Origin of the sequence: Flavobacterium sp., assembly GCF_039595935.1 — a bacterium.
In the GTDB taxonomy this organism is placed as follows: Bacteria; Bacteroidota; Bacteroidia; order Flavobacteriales; family Flavobacteriaceae; genus Flavobacterium.
Genome location: NZ_JBCNKR010000004.1, coordinates 260713 through 281719 on the forward strand (window position 1 = coordinate 260713; position 21007 = coordinate 281719).

At 33.8% G+C, this 21007-nt stretch carries 20 protein-coding genes; 12 read left to right on the top strand and 8 right to left on the bottom strand.

The window, feature by feature from the left end; translation table 11 throughout:
* The first annotated feature begins 131 nt into the window (after window positions 1-131).
* The 5 genes from ABDW27_RS01520 to ABDW27_RS01540 all read left to right on the top strand — a co-directional run bounded on the left by ABDW27_RS01520 (window position 132) and on the right by ABDW27_RS01540 (window position 8381).
* Window positions 132-3191, top strand: coding sequence for a TonB-dependent receptor (locus ABDW27_RS01520; RefSeq protein ID WP_343694288.1), 3060 nt, complete (start codon window positions 132-134; stop codon window positions 3189-3191).
* Window positions 3192-3251: 60 nt separating this feature from the next.
* A complete protein-coding gene (locus ABDW27_RS01525) occupies window positions 3252-4775 on the top strand; it encodes a RagB/SusD family nutrient uptake outer membrane protein (protein ID WP_343694289.1) in 1524 nt (507 codons plus the stop codon).
* A 6-nt stretch (window positions 4776-4781) separates the two neighbouring features.
* The gene (locus tag ABDW27_RS01530; protein WP_343694290.1) at window positions 4782-5885 is read left to right on the top strand and encodes a hypothetical protein; all 1104 of its coding nucleotides are present in this window, start codon (window positions 4782-4784) and stop codon (window positions 5883-5885) included.
* A gap of 123 nt (window positions 5886-6008) precedes the next feature.
* Window positions 6009-7400 carry an endo-1,4-beta-xylanase gene (locus tag ABDW27_RS01535; RefSeq protein WP_343694291.1) on the top strand — a complete coding sequence of 464 codons (1392 nt, stop codon included), beginning with the start codon at window positions 6009-6011 and terminating at the stop codon, window positions 7398-7400.
* Between the two features lie 54 nt (window positions 7401-7454).
* Complete coding sequence (locus ABDW27_RS01540) at window positions 7455-8381, top strand: glycoside hydrolase (protein WP_343694292.1); 927 nt, start codon at window positions 7455-7457, stop codon at window positions 8379-8381.
* A 120-nt stretch (window positions 8382-8501) separates the two neighbouring features.
* On the opposite strand, the gene ABDW27_RS01545 is transcribed toward ABDW27_RS01540, so the two are convergent.
* The 3 genes from ABDW27_RS01545 to ABDW27_RS01555 all read right to left on the bottom strand — a co-directional run bounded on the left by ABDW27_RS01545 (window position 8502) and on the right by ABDW27_RS01555 (window position 10628).
* A complete protein-coding gene (locus tag ABDW27_RS01545; protein WP_343694293.1) occupies window positions 8502-9245 on the bottom strand; it encodes an SDR family oxidoreductase in 744 nt (247 codons plus the stop codon).
* Window positions 9246-9443: 198 nt separating this feature from the next.
* Window positions 9444-10016: a cyclic nucleotide-binding domain-containing protein gene (locus tag ABDW27_RS01550; RefSeq protein WP_343694294.1), complete on the bottom strand. Its 573-nt coding sequence runs from the start codon at window positions 10014-10016 to the stop codon at window positions 9444-9446.
* Window positions 10017-10094: 78 nt separating this feature from the next.
* Complete coding sequence (locus ABDW27_RS01555; RefSeq protein ID WP_343694295.1) at window positions 10095-10628, bottom strand: hypothetical protein; 534 nt, start codon at window positions 10626-10628, stop codon at window positions 10095-10097.
* A gap of 345 nt (window positions 10629-10973) precedes the next feature.
* On the opposite strand from ABDW27_RS01555, the gene ABDW27_RS01560 reads away from it, so the two are divergent.
* Window positions 10974-12065: an ATP-binding protein gene (locus ABDW27_RS01560; RefSeq protein WP_343694296.1), complete on the top strand. Its 1092-nt coding sequence runs from the start codon at window positions 10974-10976 to the stop codon at window positions 12063-12065.
* Window positions 12066-12144: 79 nt separating this feature from the next.
* Here ABDW27_RS01560 and ABDW27_RS01565 read toward each other — a convergent pair whose 3' ends face one another.
* Both ABDW27_RS01565 and ABDW27_RS01570 read right to left on the bottom strand, forming a co-directional pair.
* On the bottom strand, window positions 12145-12603 hold the full coding sequence (locus ABDW27_RS01565) for an RNA methyltransferase (RefSeq protein ID WP_343694297.1): 459 nt from the start codon (window positions 12601-12603) through the stop codon (window positions 12145-12147).
* Between the two features lie 69 nt (window positions 12604-12672).
* Window positions 12673-13797 carry a LytTR family transcriptional regulator DNA-binding domain-containing protein gene (locus ABDW27_RS01570; RefSeq protein WP_343694298.1) on the bottom strand — a complete coding sequence of 375 codons (1125 nt, stop codon included), beginning with the start codon at window positions 13795-13797 and terminating at the stop codon, window positions 12673-12675.
* A 189-nt stretch (window positions 13798-13986) separates the two neighbouring features.
* Between ABDW27_RS01570 and ABDW27_RS01575 the strand changes: the two genes are divergently transcribed.
* On the top strand, window positions 13987-14973 hold the full coding sequence (locus ABDW27_RS01575; RefSeq protein WP_343694299.1) for a cytochrome P460 family protein: 987 nt from the start codon (window positions 13987-13989) through the stop codon (window positions 14971-14973).
* Entirely contained in the window at window positions 14970-15440 is a 471-nt protein-coding gene (locus ABDW27_RS01580) for a hypothetical protein (protein ID WP_343694300.1), read from the top strand. Before ABDW27_RS01575 ends, ABDW27_RS01580 begins: the two co-directional genes overlap by 4 nt.
* A gap of 85 nt (window positions 15441-15525) precedes the next feature.
* Here ABDW27_RS01580 and ABDW27_RS01585 read toward each other — a convergent pair whose 3' ends face one another.
* Both ABDW27_RS01585 and ABDW27_RS01590 read right to left on the bottom strand, forming a co-directional pair.
* Window positions 15526-16149 carry a hypothetical protein gene (locus ABDW27_RS01585; RefSeq protein ID WP_343694301.1) on the bottom strand — a complete coding sequence of 208 codons (624 nt, stop codon included), beginning with the start codon at window positions 16147-16149 and terminating at the stop codon, window positions 15526-15528.
* Window positions 16150-16365: 216 nt separating this feature from the next.
* A complete protein-coding gene (locus tag ABDW27_RS01590) occupies window positions 16366-17388 on the bottom strand; it encodes an LLM class flavin-dependent oxidoreductase (protein ID WP_343694302.1) in 1023 nt (340 codons plus the stop codon).
* Window positions 17389-17546: 158 nt separating this feature from the next.
* Between ABDW27_RS01590 and ABDW27_RS01595 the strand changes: the two genes are divergently transcribed.
* The 3 genes from ABDW27_RS01595 (at window position 17547) to ABDW27_RS01605 (ending at window position 19629) form a co-directional block, all read left to right on the top strand.
* Complete coding sequence (locus tag ABDW27_RS01595) at window positions 17547-18404, top strand: AraC family transcriptional regulator (protein WP_343694303.1); 858 nt, start codon at window positions 17547-17549, stop codon at window positions 18402-18404.
* A 75-nt stretch (window positions 18405-18479) separates the two neighbouring features.
* Window positions 18480-19052 (top strand): DUF417 family protein, encoded by a 573-nt coding sequence (locus tag ABDW27_RS01600; protein ID WP_343694304.1) that lies wholly within the window; start codon window positions 18480-18482, stop codon window positions 19050-19052.
* Between the two features lie 37 nt (window positions 19053-19089).
* A complete protein-coding gene (locus ABDW27_RS01605) occupies window positions 19090-19629 on the top strand; it encodes a carboxymuconolactone decarboxylase family protein (RefSeq protein WP_343694305.1) in 540 nt (179 codons plus the stop codon).
* Between the two features lie 76 nt (window positions 19630-19705).
* Here the strand turns inward: ABDW27_RS01605 and ABDW27_RS01610 are convergent, their stop codons facing one another.
* A complete protein-coding gene (locus tag ABDW27_RS01610) occupies window positions 19706-20086 on the bottom strand; it encodes a winged helix-turn-helix transcriptional regulator (RefSeq protein WP_343694306.1) in 381 nt (126 codons plus the stop codon).
* Window positions 20087-20209: 123 nt separating this feature from the next.
* Here ABDW27_RS01610 and ABDW27_RS01615 point away from each other — a divergent pair, with 123 nt between their 5' ends.
* Window positions 20210-21004 carry an SDR family oxidoreductase gene (locus tag ABDW27_RS01615; RefSeq protein WP_343694307.1) on the top strand — a complete coding sequence of 265 codons (795 nt, stop codon included), beginning with the start codon at window positions 20210-20212 and terminating at the stop codon, window positions 21002-21004.
* Window positions 21005-21007: the final 3 nt, after the last annotated feature.

The following is a 21007-nucleotide window of genomic DNA, read 5'->3' on the forward strand; positions in this document are numbered from 1 at the left end:
ACCCAACAGAGAATCAAAATTTTGAATGTTTTTCTAAAACTTAACGATTAACTAATTATTTCAAGTAAACTAACAACCAAATTTTTATGCAGAAAAGAACATTAAAAAAACTATTGTGTTTAATAGTATGTATGTGGGGGAATTTTTTCTTCGCACAAACTGTTAAAGGTAAAGTAACATCTGGCGGAGCCAACCTACCGGGTGTTAGTGTAATAGTACAAGGAACAAAAAACGGAACCGTTACCGATTTTGACGGAAGCTTCGTTTTAAACAATGTAGAACCAAAAGCGTTGCTGCTTTTTAGTTATGTAGGATATAAAAATTTATCATTACCCGCAGACACAAAAGGAGTTATGCAGGTTACGATGGTAAGTGACCTCGAGAAATTAAACGAAGTTGTGGTTATTGGGTACGGAACTTCGAAAAGAAAAGATATTAATGGAGCTGTTTCTTCTATCAAAGCTTCAGAAATTCAGGACAAACCTTTTATTTCTATCGATCAGGCGCTTGTGGGTAAAGCTGCGGGTGTAAACGTTACTCAAAATTCAGGAACGCCTGGAGGGGGAATTTCGGTACAGATTAGAGGAATTACTTCTATTAACGGAAATGAACCTTTGTATGTTATTGACGGAACTCCGGTTTTTGCTGATAAAAACAACGAGACATTCTCATTCAGCGCATTAGGCGGAGGAAACGGACAAACTAAAAACTCGGCTTTGTCTGGTTTGAATATTTCGGATATTGAAACTATTGACATTTTAAAAGATGCATCGGCAACAGCAATTTATGGTGCGAATGGTGCAAACGGTGTGGTTTTGATTACAACTAAAAAAGGAAAAAAAGGAAAATCAAAATTTGCTTACGAAACTTATTTAGGAACTCAGCAAATAACCAATACCGTTGACGTTTTAAACTTACCGCAGTATGCTAAATATCAGGCAAAAATTTACCAATTAAACGGTGAGCCTGTTCCTTATCAATATCAAAAACCAGATCTATTAGGAAACGGAACAAACTGGCAGAACGAACTTTTTAGAACGGCTACGATGTACAATCATCAGTTGTCATTTTCTGGAGAAAAAGAAGGAACACGTTATTATACTTCTTTAAATTATTTTGATCAGGAAGGAATTGTTTTAAATTCAGATTTCAACAGATTATCAATGCGTTTAAATGTTGATTCTAATGTAAAATCATGGCTGAAAATTGGTAACAGTTTATCGGTAAGCAAATCGTCTCAGCAAGTAGTTAGAAATGATGACCGAGGCGGATTAGTCATGAACGCTTTAAGACAATCTCCAGAATTACCAGTTAGAACTCCGGATGGTTCGTATGCAGGACCCACAACAGGTTTAGGATCTTCTGCAAATGAGGCAACAAATCCAATCGCATTGTCTGAATACAACAATTCGACTACAGAAAGATTTAAAATCAACGGAAATTTATTTGCCGATTTTACGCTGATCAAAGGTTTGGTTTTTAGAACCGAGTTAGGATACGATTTAAACTTTTCAAAAAGCAGCACTTTTGCCCCAAAATATACTTTAGGAAATGTATCTGAACTTTTAAACAAATCGTTTAAACAGCAGGATCAAAGTTATTATTGGAACATCAAAAATTATTTAACTTATAATAAAACATTAAACGAGAAACATAATTTTACTTTCTTATTAGGTCAGGAAGCGCAGGAAAGTTATTATGAATATATAAGCGGATACAGAACCGGTGAATTCCTGAACAAAGATTTTACAAACTTAAACATTGGTGACATTGATACAGCGTTAAACGGAAATGGTTCTGGAAGATGGGCTATGACCTCTTATATCTCAAGATTAAATTACAGTTTTTCTGATAGATATTCTTTCTCAGCTTCTTTAAGAGCCGATGCTTCGTCAAACTTTGGCCCTAACAACAAATGGGGTTATTTCCCTTCATTTTCAGGAGGATGGACTGTAAGTAACGAAAAATTCTTTGAGCCTTTATCAAACACCATCAATTACCTGAAATTTAGAGCTGGTTATGGTTTGGTAGGAAATCAAAATATTCCGGCCAACCGATATCAGACTATTTTATCACTTCTGGCATCGCCATTTGGAGGTGTTTCTCCAACAATTGACAATTTAGGAAATCCGGATATCAAATGGGAATCTCTTAAATCTTTCAATGCTGGTTTTGAACTGGCAATGCTAAATAACAGAGTAAAATTAGATTTTGATTATTATATTAAAAACTCATCTGATTTCCTTACCAAACAAATCAATGACGAATCGAATCAAAGTGCTCTTAATTATTACCTGAATACGGGCGAAATTGTAACAAAAGGGGTTGAACTTACGCTGAATACGAGAAATATTTCAACCGAAAATTTTACCTGGGACACTACGCTTATTTTTTCAAAATATAATAATGAACTGACTCGTTTTCAGGGTGAAGGAAAATCTCTGTTAGGAAAAGTACAATTTGATTTATATACCGTTACCAGAACTACAGAAGGTGAACCAGTTGGACAATTTTATGGATATGTAACCGATGGTTTGTTTAAAAATGCTGCTGAATTAGCTGCAGGGCCAGTTCAGGAAACAGGAACAGGAATTGGAGATATTCGTTTTAAAGATCTTAACGGAGATGGAAAAATTGACAGCAAAGATCAAACCGCTATAGGAAGTGCAATTCCTGATTTTACGTATGCTTTTACTAATAATTTCAGATACAAAAACTTCAATCTTGGAGTTGTTTTAACCGGAAGTCAGGGCAACCAGATTTACAACTTTACTCGTCATTATACAGATGGAATTTATCCAGGATTTGGAGATAGATTCGGAAATGTCAGCACACAGTCCATGCGCGCTTTTGAACCGGGCGTAAACGAAAATACAGATGTGCCGAGAATTACGCTTACCGATCCAAATGGAAACGGAAGAATCTCAAACCGATTTGTGGAAGATGGTTCTTATTTAAGAATTCAGAATGTTTCGTTGAGCTACGATTTACCAAACAAAATATTCGATAATTCTTTTATCTCTAAAGTAAGATTGTATGTAAACGTTCAAAATTTATACACGTTTACAAAATACACGGGCTTTGACCCTGCCCTTGGAAATTTAGATCAGAATATAACATTAAGCGGAATTGATTTAGGACGTTATCCTGTACCAAGAACAACTTCTGTTGGGGTGAATTTAGAATTCTAAGATTGATAAAAAAACACATTTAACTTAATGATTCATACTCATTAACATAAAAATATAGTTATGAAAAAACTTTTTAAACTTTTTATGATGGGAATGCTGATACCATTGCTGTCTTTATTTTCTTGTTCAGATGATTTTTTGGATGCACCATCTGAAAATCAATTAACACCAGCTGATTTACCCGAAGGAGTTACCGCTTTTGACGGAATCGCAGAGAGTTTGTACTTTAAACCGTGGTTTACTTTTAATGATAAATTCCTGATTGCTGTTGGTGATATGTACGCCGGAAACGCTTTTACTTTTGACGGCGCTTATGCTCAGTTTAAAGATGCTCAGGTAACATCACAAAACCCAATTTTGACAGAAGGATATGTTTCGTTGTTTTCGGTTGTCGATCAATCGAATAATTTAATGAGTTTAGTGGAAGAGAGAAAAAGTGAACTTCCGGAAGCATCGTATAAAAATGCCATTGCAATATCTCGTTTTATGAGAGCAAATGCTTATTTCTATTTGGTGAGAACTTTTGGAGCCGTGCCAATTATCAATAAAGCAGGTTCTGCAGCGCAGCCAAAAAGAAACCTTGTTTCAGACGTTTATAAATTCATCAAACAGGATTTAGAATACGCTGTGGCAAATTTACCGGAAAGAGCTGCCAAAAAAGGCTACGTTACTAAATATGTGGCTATGGGTATTTTGGCAAAAGTGCATTTGACTTTAAATGAATATGCAGAATGCGCCGCTTTAACCCAAAAAATTATGGGTAACCAATACATTTTAATTCAGGATTACGGGAACTTATTCAGCAGTCCTGAAAATAACAACAGCTCCGAAAGTATGTTCGCTTTACAATGGAAAGCGATTGCTACAGAATGGGGAACACAAAATACCAATCAGGCATATATAGTTCCGGGAGGTACAGGAATTACTGGCGGAGGTGACGGATGGGGAGTTTACCTTCCTTCTATCTCTTTACAAAATGGATTTGAACCAAAAGATACCAGAAAAAAGAGTACAATCATGACAGATGGTGACTTTTATCCTGAATTATTAAAAAACCAAGGTGGATTTACGTATAAAAAAATATACTCTTCTACAGCAGCTAATTTCAGAAAATACATTGTAGGTTCTGCAGCCGAAAGAAACGATGTGTTTTTTATGAGAACTTCTCAGAACACGATCATTTTAAGATATTCTGATATTTTATTGATGAATTCTGAAGCGATTTTGGCCGGAGCACCTTCCACTGCTTCTGCATCTGCTTTAAGTTCTTTTAATGAAGTAAGAGCAAGAGCCGGATTGCCAGCTAAAACAGTCTTAACAAGAGACGATTTGTTTAATGAAAGAAGAATTGAATTTGCATTGGAAGGACAATATTTCTTCGATTTGAAACGCCGCGGTCTGGCCGAAGCAACAGCAATCATTTCACAGCAAGAAGTTGGTTTTTATTCTGATGACGCACGAACAGAATTGATTTCCAGAAAGATAACTCCGGGAAGCAATTATTTTGAACTGCCGTTACCGCAGTCTGCTATTGATACTAACCCGTCATTATTAGAGCCTCCAGTTCCTTTTAACTTTAACTAACTTATCATGATCAATAAAATAAAATATACAATTCTAATTCTTTTCGCATTGACTGCTTTTACAGCCTGCGATAACGACGATGCAGTTACTGCAAATGTAGATGCTATGGTTGCAGAACCGGGAGATTTACTTAATCAGGCTTTTCCATTAAACAAAGTGAGAGTGGAAGGAAAAGGTTTAGAAGGATTAAAAAAAATTACGCTGGATAATAAAATTGACATCAGTTTCAATCCCAATTACAATTCAGATAAATCGTTTATTTTCACTATTCCTTTTGATGAAAAACTAGGAAGCCGATTTGGAAAACAGCCCATTACATTTATAACCGGAACGGGGTCTGTAACTAAAGAAATTGAAATTTTACAGCCTGTTCCAACCATTACAAAAACAATTCCGGCAGTAGCAACTCCGGGATTTCCGTTAGAAATTGAAGGAACTTGGTTTTATAATATTTCATCGATAACCTTAGGAGGAAAAACAGTAAGTTATACACTAAAATCATCTACTTCTGTTATTATCGGTTTACCTGCCAATGCCGTTTCAGGATCTGAACTGGTAATTACTACACCGGGAGGTGCTGCCAAACAAACAATAAATTTTGCAACCATTGTTTTAGTATCTGATTTTGATGGAAATGGCGTAAGAACCGAATGGACTTCTTATGGCGATATTGAAAGTTTTAATGCGAGTACTACAGGTGGGCCAACAGGAAATTACACCACATTAGTTTGGGGCGGTTCAACTGCAAATGGTTATAACGGAAGCAGTGCCGGCGGTGGAGCAAGTTTCTTAAGTGCTTCTAATACAGATGCAACAAAAGCTTATATTGATATTGATGTAAGTGCAAATGTTGTTGGGGCTAATTTTGCCATTCAGTTAAATACTATCGACGGTGTAAACTATGGTTATAATTTTAAAATCACCGATGTAAACTGGACAACCAAAACCATATCAATAGCTGATTTTAAAGATAATTACGGTTTTGGTTCTAACACTGCTGTCAATTTAAATCCTTCTAAAATTAATGAAATTAAAGTTGGAGTTGCTCAGGGAGATTCGCCTAATCCAAGTGCCATTAAATTTGATAATATCAAGATACGTTACCAATAATTGATTGGTCTTTAACTAAAAAAAGAGGCTGTTTCAATTACAGCCTCTTTTAAAAGTAAACCAAATAAATAACTATAAATAAGGACATTTTCTCTAAAAGAATATCCTATAATAAAAAACAGTATGAAAATTAAATTTTTACTAATGCTGACCAGCGTCGTCTTCTTTTTAAATGCCTGCTCAAAAGACGACAATGAAGCTGCTGAAACTTTAGAAACGCCAGTTGCAAACGCTCCAAAAGATGTAAATGATAATGGTTTTAAAGCAAAATGGAATTATGTTTCCTATTCAAAAAGCTATCTTCTGGATGTTTCAACCACAGCAGACTTTACCACTTTTGTCCCAAATTACAATGCAAAAGAAGTTACTGATTTAAATGAAGTTGTCGTAGGCTTAACCGGAGGAACTCAATATTATTACCGGGTAAGAGCTAAAAATGAAACAGAAATTTCAGGTTATTCGAATGTAATTAGTGTTGTAACAACAGGTTCAAGCGGTATTCCTGAAGATCCTACTTTTTTAAAAGTAAAAGTAAATAAGCTAGCCAATCCGTTTTTTGTAGGTATGGCGATAAAAGCGTCACAATTGACAAACGGAAGTCCGTATGATATTATTTTGAAAAATGAATTCAGCAGTATTTCTGCCGAATACGAAATGAAAATGGATCAAATTTCGACGGCAAGCGGTGTTTACAACTGGACGGTTGCCGACAAAATTGTGGCTTACGGAAATGCCAATAATATCAATGTTCATGGACATGCTTTAGTTTGGCATAATTCGGTACCACAATGGTTAAAAGATTTTTCTGGTACGGATGCGGAATTTGCTGCAGAAGTTAAAAAATACATTACAGATGTTGTTACGCATTACGCAGGAAAAGTAAAATCATGGGATGTGGTTAACGAAGCTGTAGATGACAATGGCGGTGCAATGCGAAATACTATTTTCTTGCAGCGAATGGGACCTAATTATGTAAAAGACTGTTTTCAATGGGCAAGAGCTGCCGCAACTGCTGCTGGCGATACATCATTATTATTATTCTACAATGATTATGCAACTTCAACTAATATTGCCAAACAAGATAAAGTTTTTAGTATTGCCGATGATTTAAAAGCAGCTAATGTGATTGATGGAATTGGTTTCCAAATGCACAACACTTATTTAAGTCCGACAAAAGCTCAAATAGAAACTGATCTTAACAGAGCGGTATCAAAAGGCTTAAAAATCCATGTTTCTGAATTGGATATTCAAGTAAATCCATCTAATGATATCTCGAGTTTTACAAACGAAAGAAGGTTAGCCCAAAAAGAAAAATACAAAGAAATGGTGAAAATTTATAATGCGCTTCCGGCAGCAAATAAATACGCCTTAACCATTTGGGGAATGAAGGATAATGAATCCTGGATTCCGTTTAATGCAGAATTAAATCATCCCGGAAATGACTGGCCTTTATTGTACGATTCAAATTTTGCAGTTAAAAGTTCGCATACAGGCTTTCTGGAAGGTTTAGATTAAATTTTTTAAAACTATAATACTTTACTCAACTATTAATAACCAAAAAATTAAATTATGAAAAAATTAAATTTGTTAGCGTTAACAGTGACATGTGTATTAGGTTTAGGGTTTGCATCTTGTGCAGAAGACACAAATCCAACTGTCAAAGATCAATCGGCAAGTGTAAGTACAAAAAACAGTACAAGCAAAGTAGCCGGCTCACCTTGGGTTAAACAATTTGAAGATACATTTGATGTAGGCTCCAATTTGTCACAATGGACAAAAGAACAGCGTGCAGATTATAATTCATGGTATTGCGACTATGCCAGTTCAGTGCCTACTACACAATGGAGAGACGGAAAACAATGTTTGGAAATCAAGACTACAAAATTGAGCACATATAAGTATCAATCAGGGTTCATTTCTTCTCATTATCAATACAAGCCTGAAAACAATACAGAGTATATGCTTTCCGCCAATATTAAATTAATAGCAATGGATGGCGGAACTTACAAGTCTTTCACGGAAACTTACGGTGCGTGGCCTGCTTTTTGGTCCGTACAGCAAAATGGCTGGCCAACCAAAGGAGAAATAGATATTATGGAAGGTTATTCATTTGCCCCAAATGCAAGTCGTTTTACTTCAAATCTTTTTTATGGAACTTCTTCGGGAACAAATTTATTAGGAAACGCTGCTGAAAGAAACTATCCTGGGAATTTTAATATTAACGGAAACGGCGGATGGCACTTGTATGAATCATTTTGGAAAATGCAAAACAATGTAGTAACCGTAACTATAAAAGTTGACAATGTAACGGTTTCAACATACACAAACAGCAGTGCAGGCAATCTTAACTTAAACAATTTTGGACCACACTCTATTATATTTAATCTGAATGTTGGATCAAAAGATTCTAATTTTATTGACCCTAATAAAATCAACTTATTTTCGACTGTAATGATGTGGGTAGATGATGTAACGGTTTACAAAAGACCGCTTTAATACTATAAGTTATTTCTACAAAAGAATAAACCTGCAAATCAAAAGATCTGCAGGTTTTTTATTTTAATGGTAAAATCTAAAGGCAATTCTTATTTTCCCGGGACTTTAAATGTATCTTTTTTATACTAATACAGCTCCACCATCTATAACAAGAGATTGCCCTGTTACATGAGGCTGTTTTATTAGATAAAGAAAAGCCTGCGCAATATCCTCAGGTTCGCCTACTCTTTTTAATAAAGAACTATCTTCAATATATTTATAGAATCCAAGGCGATCTTCCTCACTTAGATTGTCCCATAAATTTGTTTTAATAACGCCGGCTGCAATATTATTTACTCTTATTGGCGCAAGTTCAACCGCCATAGCTCTTGTAAGAGCATTCATCGCACCGCAAATACTGGCTCCCATACTGTAGCCCGTAGCAGGACGCTCACCAAAACTACCACTCATTAATGTTATCGAACCACCTTTATTAAGGTATTTTTTTCCATATTTAATTGCCGCAATTACACCCCAAAAGCGAATCATAAAAAAGTTTTTAGACTCTTCAATATCCATATTGTCAATCATACTCATGTTTATGTTTTCACCGGCAGTGTAAATTAAGTGATCAAAATTTCCTATTTGATTAAAAAGATTTTTTATATTTTCTTCATTGCTTAAATCAACGGAAAATCCTGTGCTTTTATCAGAAAGTAATTCTAAAGCTGCAGACAATCTATTGGGATTACTCGAAACTATAACAACACTTGCACCTTCTTTTACTGCCGCTTTTGCTGCTGCCAATCCAAGGCCGGAACTTCCACCTAAAATAACAATCTTTTTGCTGCTTAACGGTTCTTTTGTTTTTAACTCATTTTCCATGATATATTTTTTAAAATTATATCACAAATTTATTGGGCGTATTGATTATTGCATTTACCAATTGGTAAAAACGAATAGTCCAAAAAAAAATTCTTTTTTGTACGGAATAGATTTTTTATTAAAAATGAATAATGCGTAATGAGAATCCAGCAAGGATAAAATTCATTACACGCTGAGTGGTAAATGTAAAGTAAATAATTAGTGAATATTCCTGCGAATTCTACTTAATGACTGCTGAGTAACACCAAGATAAGAAGCAATACTGCTTAAGGAAACAAGTTTAGCAACATGTGGCTGCTGCTTAAGAAATAATTGATATCGAGATAACGAATCAAGACCTAAATAACTGTTTCTTAATTCTACCTTGTCAAGGACTGCTTTTTGTATAATTTGATCTATGAGCTTTCCTATATGCGGTAAATTATCGTATAAAAACAATAAATTCTCTTTACTGATCACTATGGTTTTTAGAGAAGAAGCCGCTTGTATAGCTTCTATAGCCTCTACTTGATTTGTAAAACTTTTTAAAATTGTACAAAACTGGTTTTCTTTAAAAAAAAAGTTAGTTACAATATTTCCATTTTCTTTGAGAACAGTAATTTTTGAAACTCCTTCACAAATAAAAAAAAGCTCTCTGCAAATATTATTTGGATAAAAAAGATAATCTCCTTCTTTGTATTGGCGTGTTTCCAGTAAATCAGTTATAAGTAATTGATCCTTTATTTCAATCGACGCAAAAGACTCTAAGTAATTTATTAATTGGTTCGCCATTGTAAATTATTTTAGAACAATAATAAGTTCAAAAAATATTTTAAAATAGATTCCCTGTTGGTTCTGAAAGCTACATGATTATACTTTTGAAACAGGAATAACATTATTTTCCAAAAATACAATTAACTCCTTTATATTTCTACTTTCAGCATCTTTATTTGAAATCGAAATAATATATCCATTTCTTTCTTTAATGTAAAGCAAAAGCAGGTCTTTAGTTAAAATCACTTTTTCAATCTTACTTAATTTGTGTTTAAAACCTCCTAAAGGAGAATAAACATAAAGAAAAGAGTTTGTAAAATTAAACCGGTATCTATTGATGAAATTTCCTGATTTTAATAATTTGTTTGTTAGATAAAATATGGCTTTGCAAATTGAATTTACAATCGAATATTGAATCATTAAAAAAAGTATTATGAGTGCTAAGCTTTTTATAACCCAGTCTATTAAATCATTATCACTTTTTAAATTGATAAAAATCAACAGGAATAAAAAAACGCCAAGCAGGGCTGAAACCCTTTCTTTAAAAAGATGTTTAAAATACATCTTATTTAGTTTTTGAATTTCTGGTACACTTAATCCAAACTCCAATGAAAAATTAGTAGTATTCATTTTTTTAATGTATTAAAATCTTGTTTTTGCACTTTACAATTACAAAATTATTTCAACATTAAGATTTCGAATATACTATTTAAGTCAAAATATTACCACAATAAGACATTTTCTAATTTTAAAATCGAAAATAAAATTGTGTAAATAGATTTTTCAAAAAACAGCAAATTTTATCCAATAATTATCATTAAAAAACAGCCTTAATAAATTAAAAAAATATCATAATAAGACATAAAAACAAACACTATTTATTTTGTTTTCAAATAGTTAATTAATAACTAATCTTTAAGAGATATAACTCGATTATTTAATTATTTTTGCCTGATTTTAAAACATTTCTTACAAATGAAATTTCAGGAAACCGAAGAAAAATTGAAAGAACGCATTAAAGAATTAACTTGTCTTTACGAAATTTCTAAAACAATATCGCAGTCACATTCTATTGAAAAAAAGGTTTTGAAAAAAATCATTTTATCCATTAAAAATGCATGGAAATTTAATAATGATGCTATTGTAGAACTTCATATTGCAGGTTATTATTTAACGACATCAAAAGTACCCAGAAAAACCGTTTTTCAAATCTGTACAATAAATACTGCATACAGCAATTCTGAATATATTAAGGTACATTATCCACAAGAGAAATACTCTCAGGATGAATTTCTTGAAGACGAACAAAAACTTCTGAATACCGCTGCTGTCGAAATTGGCAATTATATTGAAAAGTTTCAAATATTAGAAAGAAAACAGTCTTTACGCAGAACAATTGAACGAATGGACCGTTTATCCACTCTCGGCGAAATGACTGCCGGAATTGCACATGAGCTCAATAATCCGCTTGGAAACATTTTAGGATATGCCGAACTGATTAAATTAAGTAACACTGATCCCGAAATAGATTCTGATATATCTACAATTATAAAAAGCACTATATATACTCGTGAAGTAGTAAAAAAATTAATGTTTTTTGCTTCTGAAATGCCGCATCAGGCTAAGCTTGAAGAAATTAAACCCATCGCAACATTTGCTTTATCTTTCTTAAAACAAAACTTTCAAAAAAAAGATATCAAAAGCGAGTTAATTATTAAAGATGATTACTTGACCGCAAAAGTTGATTCGGTTCAAATTACACAGGTTTTTTTCAATTTATTAATAAATGCAATTTATGCATCACCGCCAAAAAGCATCATAAAAACAATTATCGATAATGATTCTGATTACTTATACATAATTGTGCAAGATGAAGGTCACGGAATAGCCGACGAAATTAAGGATAAAATATTTGAACCTTTTTTTACAACTAAAAAAATAAACACCGGCTCCGGCTTAGGACTGAGTGTTGTTCATGGAATTGTTAAAAGTCATAATGGCGAAATAACCGTAACAGATAATCTTCCACAAGGAGCAGTCTTTACTATAAAAATACCAATTAGTTAATTCAAAATGAATCTGAAAAAAGAAAACCAGATGATTACTAAGATATAATGCAGTACTGTATATTGCTGTATTTCTTTTCTTAAGATCGTCGTTTAGACAAATTTCTGTCGTACATAATAATGGCTCCTGCCACGGCTACGTTTAAGCTTTTTTCTGATTTGAATTTTACCAGATGATGACATTTATCCATTGCTTTTTTAGATAAGCCGTGATCTTCGGCACCTAATAAGTAAACACAGCGTCTTGGATGTTCGAATGTTTCTAAATCAGAGGCTTTATCTGTTAATTCAACTCCAACCAATCTTGCTCCTTTTGGTAAGTTTTCAAAAAAAGCTTCAAAGGTTTCATAATGAAAATATGGAATTGATTTTACTGCATCGTGAGTATCACAAGCTTGTTTGGCATATCGATTACCTATGGTAAATATAAAAGTAGCGCCTAAATTTTGAGCCGATCGCCATAAAACACCAAGGTTTTCAGGAGTTTTACCATTCTGTATTCCTATCCCGAAATATTCATTTACAAAATTATCATTCATAAAGGCAAAAGTACAAACTGTTAGTACATAAATCAATTATTTAAAGCCTTTACAACAGAAAGTTTTTATTTACTGATCCAGCCAGTTTTTAAATTCTGCCACTTTATTTTTACTGATAATAATATCTATTTTCGGGTCTGGTTTTATAATGAGTTTCAACTGATTTTTGCCATAAAGCAATATACTGCTAATAGAACTTATATTTACAATAATTTGTCTGTTTGCTCTGTAAAAAGTAGTTTGATCCAGCCATTTCATAACTTCATCAAGACTGTTGTTACTGTTGTATTGACGGTTATCAAAAGTATAGATATATGTAATTCCGGTGTCGAGTAAAATATAGGCAATATCTTCTATATTCAGCTTTATCAATTCATCTTTATGATAAGTGAGAATTCTTTTCTTTGGTATTTCAGAATCTTTCACTGCATCATTTTGAACACTTACATCTGCCAGATTTTGTAGTTTTTGCTGATTTGAATTTAATTGCAGATTCAGTATTCGCAACTCATTTACTCTTGAATTCAGGTCTTCTTTTTCAAGATCGAAAACTCTTTCGTATTTTCTGTAAATAAGTCGTATGATTATATAGCAGCAAACGCTTATAAATATTGTGCTTAAAAAAAGGCTTACTATAAACTGCAGATATAAATCTGATAGTTCCTCATCTAAAACAGCTAAATTAGCGTGCGAAGCCACCATCCAGTCTGTTCCGGCAACAGGATTTATATTTATTATTTCTGATTTTCTTTCCGGATTATTCGGAAATGTACGCAAACCTCCTGCTTTTTCTCCTTGTTCCAGAACCGTGCTTAATGGTTTAAACTCTTTATTTCCTATTTTGTTTACCTGAGAATTGTCTTGTTGAATTTTAAGTCCAATTAATGCCGGATTAGGATGACAGAGTTCAATTCCTTTTTGATTATACATACAGATAAAATCACTTTTTATATCTGTATTTTCGATGCTTACCTGAAGATTGCGAATTACCTGTTCCTGAGATAAACCACTGCGAAGCTGTTGTTCTAAAAGTCGGGAAATTTCCCTAACTTCCCTTTCCCCAGATTCTAATTTACTATTGCATAATTTTTCTTTGGCTGACTGATACAAATAAGTACTGGAAATTATACTAATAATCAGCACAACAATACTAATGCTTATTAGTGTCAAAGTATAGAGCTTTGCTTTTTTCATAAATTTTGGTAAGCCTTAAAACGAAATCAGTTTAGAAAATTTTGCTTAGGCTAAAATAAGCAATTTATTTAGCTTACACTATTCGGCTTTACGGGTTAAAAATTCCCTTTGGAGTAATTAAATCTTTTAAACACTGGGGTTAACACTAATTTTGATTTCATTATTTATTTCAACTTAAAAATAAAACAAATGAGAAAAGGACTTAAAATCATCGCAATTTTACTGCTCGCATTTATTGCTTTACAATTTTGGAAACCTGAAGAAATTAAATACACCACGCCAACAAAGAACTTAACTAATGTTCCGGCAGATGTGAATACTATTTTAAGAAATTCCTGTTTTGACTGTCATTCAAATACAGCCAATCTTGCCTGGTTTGACAAAATTACGCCTGCTAATTTTCTGGTAGCTTCTCATATTAAAGATGGACGAAAAGCGCTTAATTTCTCTAATTGGGATTCTCTGGAGAAACCCAAACAAAATGCTTTACTCTTTTACGCTTTCAATAAAATATTATCCGGCGAAATGCCTCTTAAGAGTTATACTGCTTTACATCCTTCTGCAAAATTGAATGATAACGCCATCGCTGTTTTAAAAAATTATATAACTACAAGGGCAGTCCGTAAACCAAATCAGAATATTTCGTTTACTCCTATTTCTCAGACTGATGGAAAAAAACTGCCAAATAAAAAATTAACTGATTATACGAAAGTAAAACCTACTCTAAATAATATTTCATACATACCCGACTTTAGAAACTGGAAAGCTGTTAGTACATCTGACCGTTTTGATAACGGCAGTATGCGCATTATTTACGGAAACAAAATTGCCGTAAAAGCTATTGCTGAACATCAAACCAACCCCTGGCCCGACGGTGCAATTTTTGCCAAAACAGCCTGGAAACAAAAAACTGAAGCCGATGGAACCATATCTGCCGGAGAATTTATTCAGGTCGAATTTATGATAAAAGATGCTGAGAAATATAAATCGACTAAAGGCTGGGGATGGGCAAGATGGAAAGGAAATGATTTAAAACCTTACGGAGATAATGCCAGTTTTGATCAGGAATGTATTTCGTGCCATAATCCTGTAAAGAATAACGATTATGTTTTTACAACTCCGCTTCATCTCGATATCAATAAATTTAATATCTACAATCAAAACAAAAAAATATGAGACCATTTCACTTTATCACAATTGTACTTTTTATTACACTTTTAAGTTGTAATGAAAATAGTAAACACAACATTAACGAAAAAGCTTCTGTATCAGCATTAGATGTACTGCCTGAAAATCCTTTATTATTGTCTCCCATTACATTTTCTATTAATCCAAAAAAAGGCACTATGTCGACTTTATACGGAAATACTACTGCATTTCAGTATGCAAAAACGAGAGTAGACAGTTCTTATCCTCAAGGATCTGTTTTATATGAAGTTAACTGGAAACAAAAACCAGATTCGCTATGGTATGGCGCTAATATTCCGGATAAAATAATTAGTGTAGAAAAAGTAGCATTTACAGGAGATTCAATTCCTAAATATGAATTGTATGTGGGCCATCCTTTAAAAAAAGTTTCTTTTAACAATGAAAATAAAAGAATAGCTTCGATAGTATCTAAACGTATGGCAGAAACTCCTTAACATAAAAAATTATTCGTTCTTACTTTAAACATAATGAACTTCCATAATTAAACCATTATGGAAGTTTATTCTTTAATTAATATTATCAAATTTTTACGACATTTTCTAAAGTAAAATTGAATGGCTCAGCATCTTCACCTAGCCCGCCGCCTGTCATTATAATATCAGCTTCACTTATACCTAATAAATTAATTTCGGTATTAACTTGCGAGAGAATAGCAGAATTCATTATTCCTCCTTCCATAACCTGAGAAACTACACCTATATAAATACGAGGATGAAACTTAAATGCAGCCTTTTGGCCAGAAGCTAAATTATTTTTAGTCGCTACTATTTTGCCTCCTTTATAGCAGTAAACATTCAATACCCCATGAGGTAATTTATTGCTTATTTCAACTTGAGTGTTATTTACTGAAAGGCCTGAGTATCGTGTATGTAAACTTAATGAATAATCCGGCACTATTTCATAAGCTTCGCCTATACGGGTAGTCAATCTAGTGGAATAATTTCCATAAGAATCTTGTCCTGCAACTTCAAAATTTAACGGTAAAACAAAAGGATGGCTCTCAAATCTAGCTAAATTTTTAATCACTTTCCATGCAACAGTATTCTCTTCAAAATTCTCTGCGGCATTTTTTTGAAAAATTACTACACTTTTATTATTAAGAACTTCTGATTTATTGATGAAGTTTAATTTAATATCATACATAGTCTACTATTTTTTGATAAAACTACTTTTTGATTTTAGAGAAAATAAAAAAGATGGTTCAAACAGACCTAAAAGTGTTATGAAAGAGAAATTTTATGTTATGAATGAAAACATATAATTTCTTTCAGTCAAATATGCTTTCTGAAAAATAAAATCTAAATAAAAAAGGGCTGTTTCATAATTCGAAACAGCCCTTTTATTAAGTGCTAAAAGAGATTAACGCCAGCCCAATTCAGGAGCAACGTATTTTAATATTGATGAAAGTACATGCACATTGTACTCAACTCCCAAAGTGTTCGGGATGGTTAGCAATAACGTATCCGCTTCCTGAATGGCTTCATCCTGAGCTAATTCTTTTATAAGTTTTTCCGGTTCTGCAGCATAACTTTTTCCAAAAATGGCTCGTTTATCACTTTCGATATAACCAAAACTATCAGCTTCTTTACCCTGATTTCCAAAGTAAAACTTATCCTGATCGTTGACCAATGCAAAAATCGAACGGCTTACAGAAACTCGCGGTTCGCGATCATGTCCGGCTTTTTTCCAGGCTTCTTTATACAACCTGATTTGTTCTGCCTGCTGAATATGGAAAGGCTTACCATTTTCGTCAAACTTCAATGTAGAACTCTGCAGATGCATTCCGTTTTCGGCTGCCCATACAGCAGTTGCATTTGAGGCAGCTCCCCACCAAATACGCTCGCGTAAGCCTTCAGAATGTGGTTCAAGTCGTAATAAACCCGGCGGATTTGGAAACATCGGATATGGATTGGGTTCTGCAAATCCTTCACCTTTTAATCTTTCCAAAAACTCTAAAGCTTTTTTACGCCCCATATCGGCATCTGTTTCACCCTGATCGGGTTCGTAACCAAAATAGCTCCAGCCATCTATAACCTGTTCCGGTGATCCTCTGCTTATACCTAATTGCAAACGTCCTTCTGAAATTATATCAGCGGCACCGGCATCCTCTACCATGTAAAGCGGATTTTCGTATCGCATATCGATAACTCCTGTTCCTATTTCTATTTTTTGCGTTTTGGCACCAATTGCGGAAAGCAGCGGAAATGGTGATGCAAGCTGTTGGGCAAAATGATGCACTCTGAAATAAGCGCCATCTATACCAATTTCCTCGGCAGCAACTGCCAAATCTATAGACTGAAGGAGTGTATCAGCAGCTGTACGAGCTTTATAGGATGGATGATTGGCCCAATGTCCAAACGATAAAAATCCTATTTTCTTCATATTATAGATAATTTATTAATCCCAAATATACGCATCATTATTGAGTGAATCTAGTACCTTTTCAGAAACTGTTTAATTCAAATCATTATTTAAAAATCACGATCAATATCCTTATTTAATAAATTTTAAATAGTTTTGCTACAACAAGTATTCCTGCTATGAAAAATATTTTGAGTGAAAACGGTGAGCATCTCATTAGCATTAACAAAAGCGAAAATTATTCTTTAGAATCTCCGGTTCAGTTATCTCAATATTCGATCATTTTAGTTCATAAAGGAGAAGGAATCTATCATGCTGATTTTGCATCGTTTAATTTCTCCGGGCCTACAATCTTGTTTTCTACTCCATTGCAAACTATATTTATAGATCAGTCTAAGGATCTGGAATATACCATAATACATTTTCACGGAGATTTTTATTGTATAGAGGCACATCGCGAAGAAGTGGCTTGCAACGGACTTCTTTTTAACAACATTTATTTAGAACCTTCTTTGCTTATTTCAGAACAGCAGCATAATGATTTTTGTAAACTGGTACAAAATTTAGAAGATGAACTCTCCGATCCTGATTCTTCTGAAATGATTTTAAAATCCTATTTGCAGGTAATTTTAGCCAAATGCAGCACTGCAAAATTACGAACCATGGAAAAGGAAACTGTAGTTTTAGCCAAAGATGAAAAAATGGAGCAGTTTAGACTTTTACTCGATGAAAAATTTCTGGTTCTGCATAAACCAAATGATTACGCCGAAATACTTGCTATTTCTCCAAATACGCTTACCAAAAAGAGCGTTAAATATTTTGGAAAAACACCCACTCAGTTAATTCAGGACAGGCTGATACTGGAAGCTAAAAAACTGCTTCATCTTACGACATTCAGCATTAAGGAAATTGCTTATCAGCTGCAATTTAATGACGAATATTATTTTAGCCGTTTCTTTAAAAAATATACACAGATTTCACCTCAAACCTTCAGAAATAAGGGCGGCATTTCTAAAGTGGCATATTTGTCCAAGTAATATCCTTTTTCGTCCATTTTAGGGCTGTTATATCCGCTATAACTTTGTTTCATCAAATAATTAAAACCATTTATTATGAAACGAATGTTAGAATTTTTAGCAAATGCCCAATTTCAGTTTATCAATTTCATCAGAATCTCTATTGCGATTGTAATGATCTGGATTGGCGGACTCAAAGCTTTTCATTATGAAGCTGACGGAATTGTTCCTTTTGTTGCCAATAGTCCGTTAATGAGTTTTTTCTATACTAAAGAAGCTCCGGAATACAAACAATATAAAAATCTCGAAGGTCAGGAAATAGCTAAAAATATTGCCTGGAATCAGGAAAATGGCACTTATGCGTTTTCAATAGGTCTGGGTTTGGTCATTGCATTAATCGGATTTATGAACTTATTGGGTATTTTTTATGCTAAAATTGGTTTGGCTGGAGGGCTTTTAACTTTTGGAATGGCATTGGTAACGCTTTCATTTTTAATTACTACTCCCGAGGTATATGTGCCCAATTTAGGCGGCGACTTCCCTACTGAACATTTCGGTTTTCCTTTTCTTTCTGCTGCCGGCAGACTGGTAATTAAAGATATAATAATGATGGCCGGCGGTCTGGTTGCCGCTTCTGATTCTGCCAGAAGAATACTTTCAATTAAATAATTAAAAAACTCAATATCAACTTTATACAATACATATCATGAAAACAATACAAGTACCAGTTAAAGAACAATTAAATCCAGTTTCACAATCTATTTTAGAAGCTGTACAGTCAAAAATGGGAAAAATTCCAAATCTGTATGCGACCATCGGTTATTCATCATCAGCTTTAAAAGCATTATTAGATACAGAAGCAACGCTTGCAACTGATTCTTCTTTCACAGCAAAAGAAAGAGAAGCCATAAACTTAATTACTTCGCAAATAAACAATTGTGATTACTGTCTTGCAGCGCATACGATGATGGCAAAAATGAGAGGTTACAGCGAAGAAGATACTATTGCGATTCGTAAAGCGCAATACAATGACGCAAAACTTAATGCCGTTATTTTACTGGCAAAATCTATTGCTTCAAACAAAGGAGAAGCGAATCAATATGATTTGGAACGTTTTTTTGAAGCGGGTTACGACGAAAAAGCTTTAATTGAGCTTAATGCCTTAATTGCTTTAAGAAGTTTTACCAATTATGTTTTTGTAAATACTAAAATTCCTGTAGATTTTCCTCTGGCTCCTTCTTTATAATTTCAAATATTTCTTCAAAAAAAGCGCGTCACTAATACTTTTTTAATGACGCGTTTTTCTATTATCAAATATCTCTTTATATATTTTCTGAATCAGTTGTTCCGGAAAACTTTTTAATAATTAAATTTCGTAACCGATCCTGGTTTTCATCTCCCCAGCGTCCTAAAGTACCAATTACAGGAATCAAACTTTCTCCAAATTCTGTAAGACTGTATTCAACCTTTGGCGGTACAACAGGATATATTTTCCTCACAACAAGTTCGTGATCTTCCAATTCTTTCAGTTGGATATTCAAAACTCTTCGTGAAGCATCCGGTATTTTACGCTGTAATTCGCTTGGCCTTTTATGACCTTCATTAATAAACCAAAGCAAACGTATTTTCCATTTTCCATACAGCACTTCACCTATCAGGTCAAGTCCGCAGTTTAGGTTCGGGATTATTTTTCTTTCATACATATAACAAAAATAAGCCTATGTTACGATTTGTACAATAGGGGAAAAATTTATCCCTATCTGAATCGTAATTCCGTACTTGTGAGAAAGTTGCATACTTCTGAAATTTGTACAAAACAAATAAAAATGGAACAAATGTTAGATTATCAGAACGAATTATCAGGCAAAATTGCCTTAGTAACCGGCGGAACAAAAGGAGCCGGAAAAGCCATTGCGGAACGTTTAAAAAATGCTGGCGCAAAAGTAATTATCAGCGCCAGAAACTCCCCTGAAATACCAAACGAAGATTTTTATTTTATTTCGGCAGACTTAAGTAAACCCGAAGGTGCTGCCAAAACGGCTCATGAAATATTTGAAAAATTTGGCAAAATAGATATTCTCGTAAACAATCTTGGAGGCTCTGAAACTCCCGGAGGTGGTTTCGCTGCATTATCAAATACAGATTGGGAAGAAACTATTCAGACTAATTTACTTGCACCTGTTCGATTAGACAAAGCTTTTCTTCCGCAAATGCTTGAAAACAAAAGCGGTGTAATTATTCATATTGCATCTATTCAGGGAAAATTGCCTTTATACGATTCTACGCTGCCCTATGCAGCTGCAAAAGCGGGATTGATTAATTACAGCAAAGGTTTGGCTAAAGAAGTATCTTCAAAAGGTGTTCGCGTGTTAACCGTTTCTCCGGGATGGATTATGACGGAAGCTTCTAAAAGAATGATGGAACGAATTTCTGAAAGCAATAAAATTTCTGTAAAAGAAGCTGAAAAAAGCGTAATAGATGCTTTAGGCGGAATTCCTTTTGGAAGAGCTGCTTTACCGGAAGAAGTTGCTGAACTTGTTGGTTTTCTTGTTTCGTCCAGAGCCAGTTATTTAACCGGAACAGAATATATAATTGATGGCGGTACAATTCCGACAGTTTAAAAA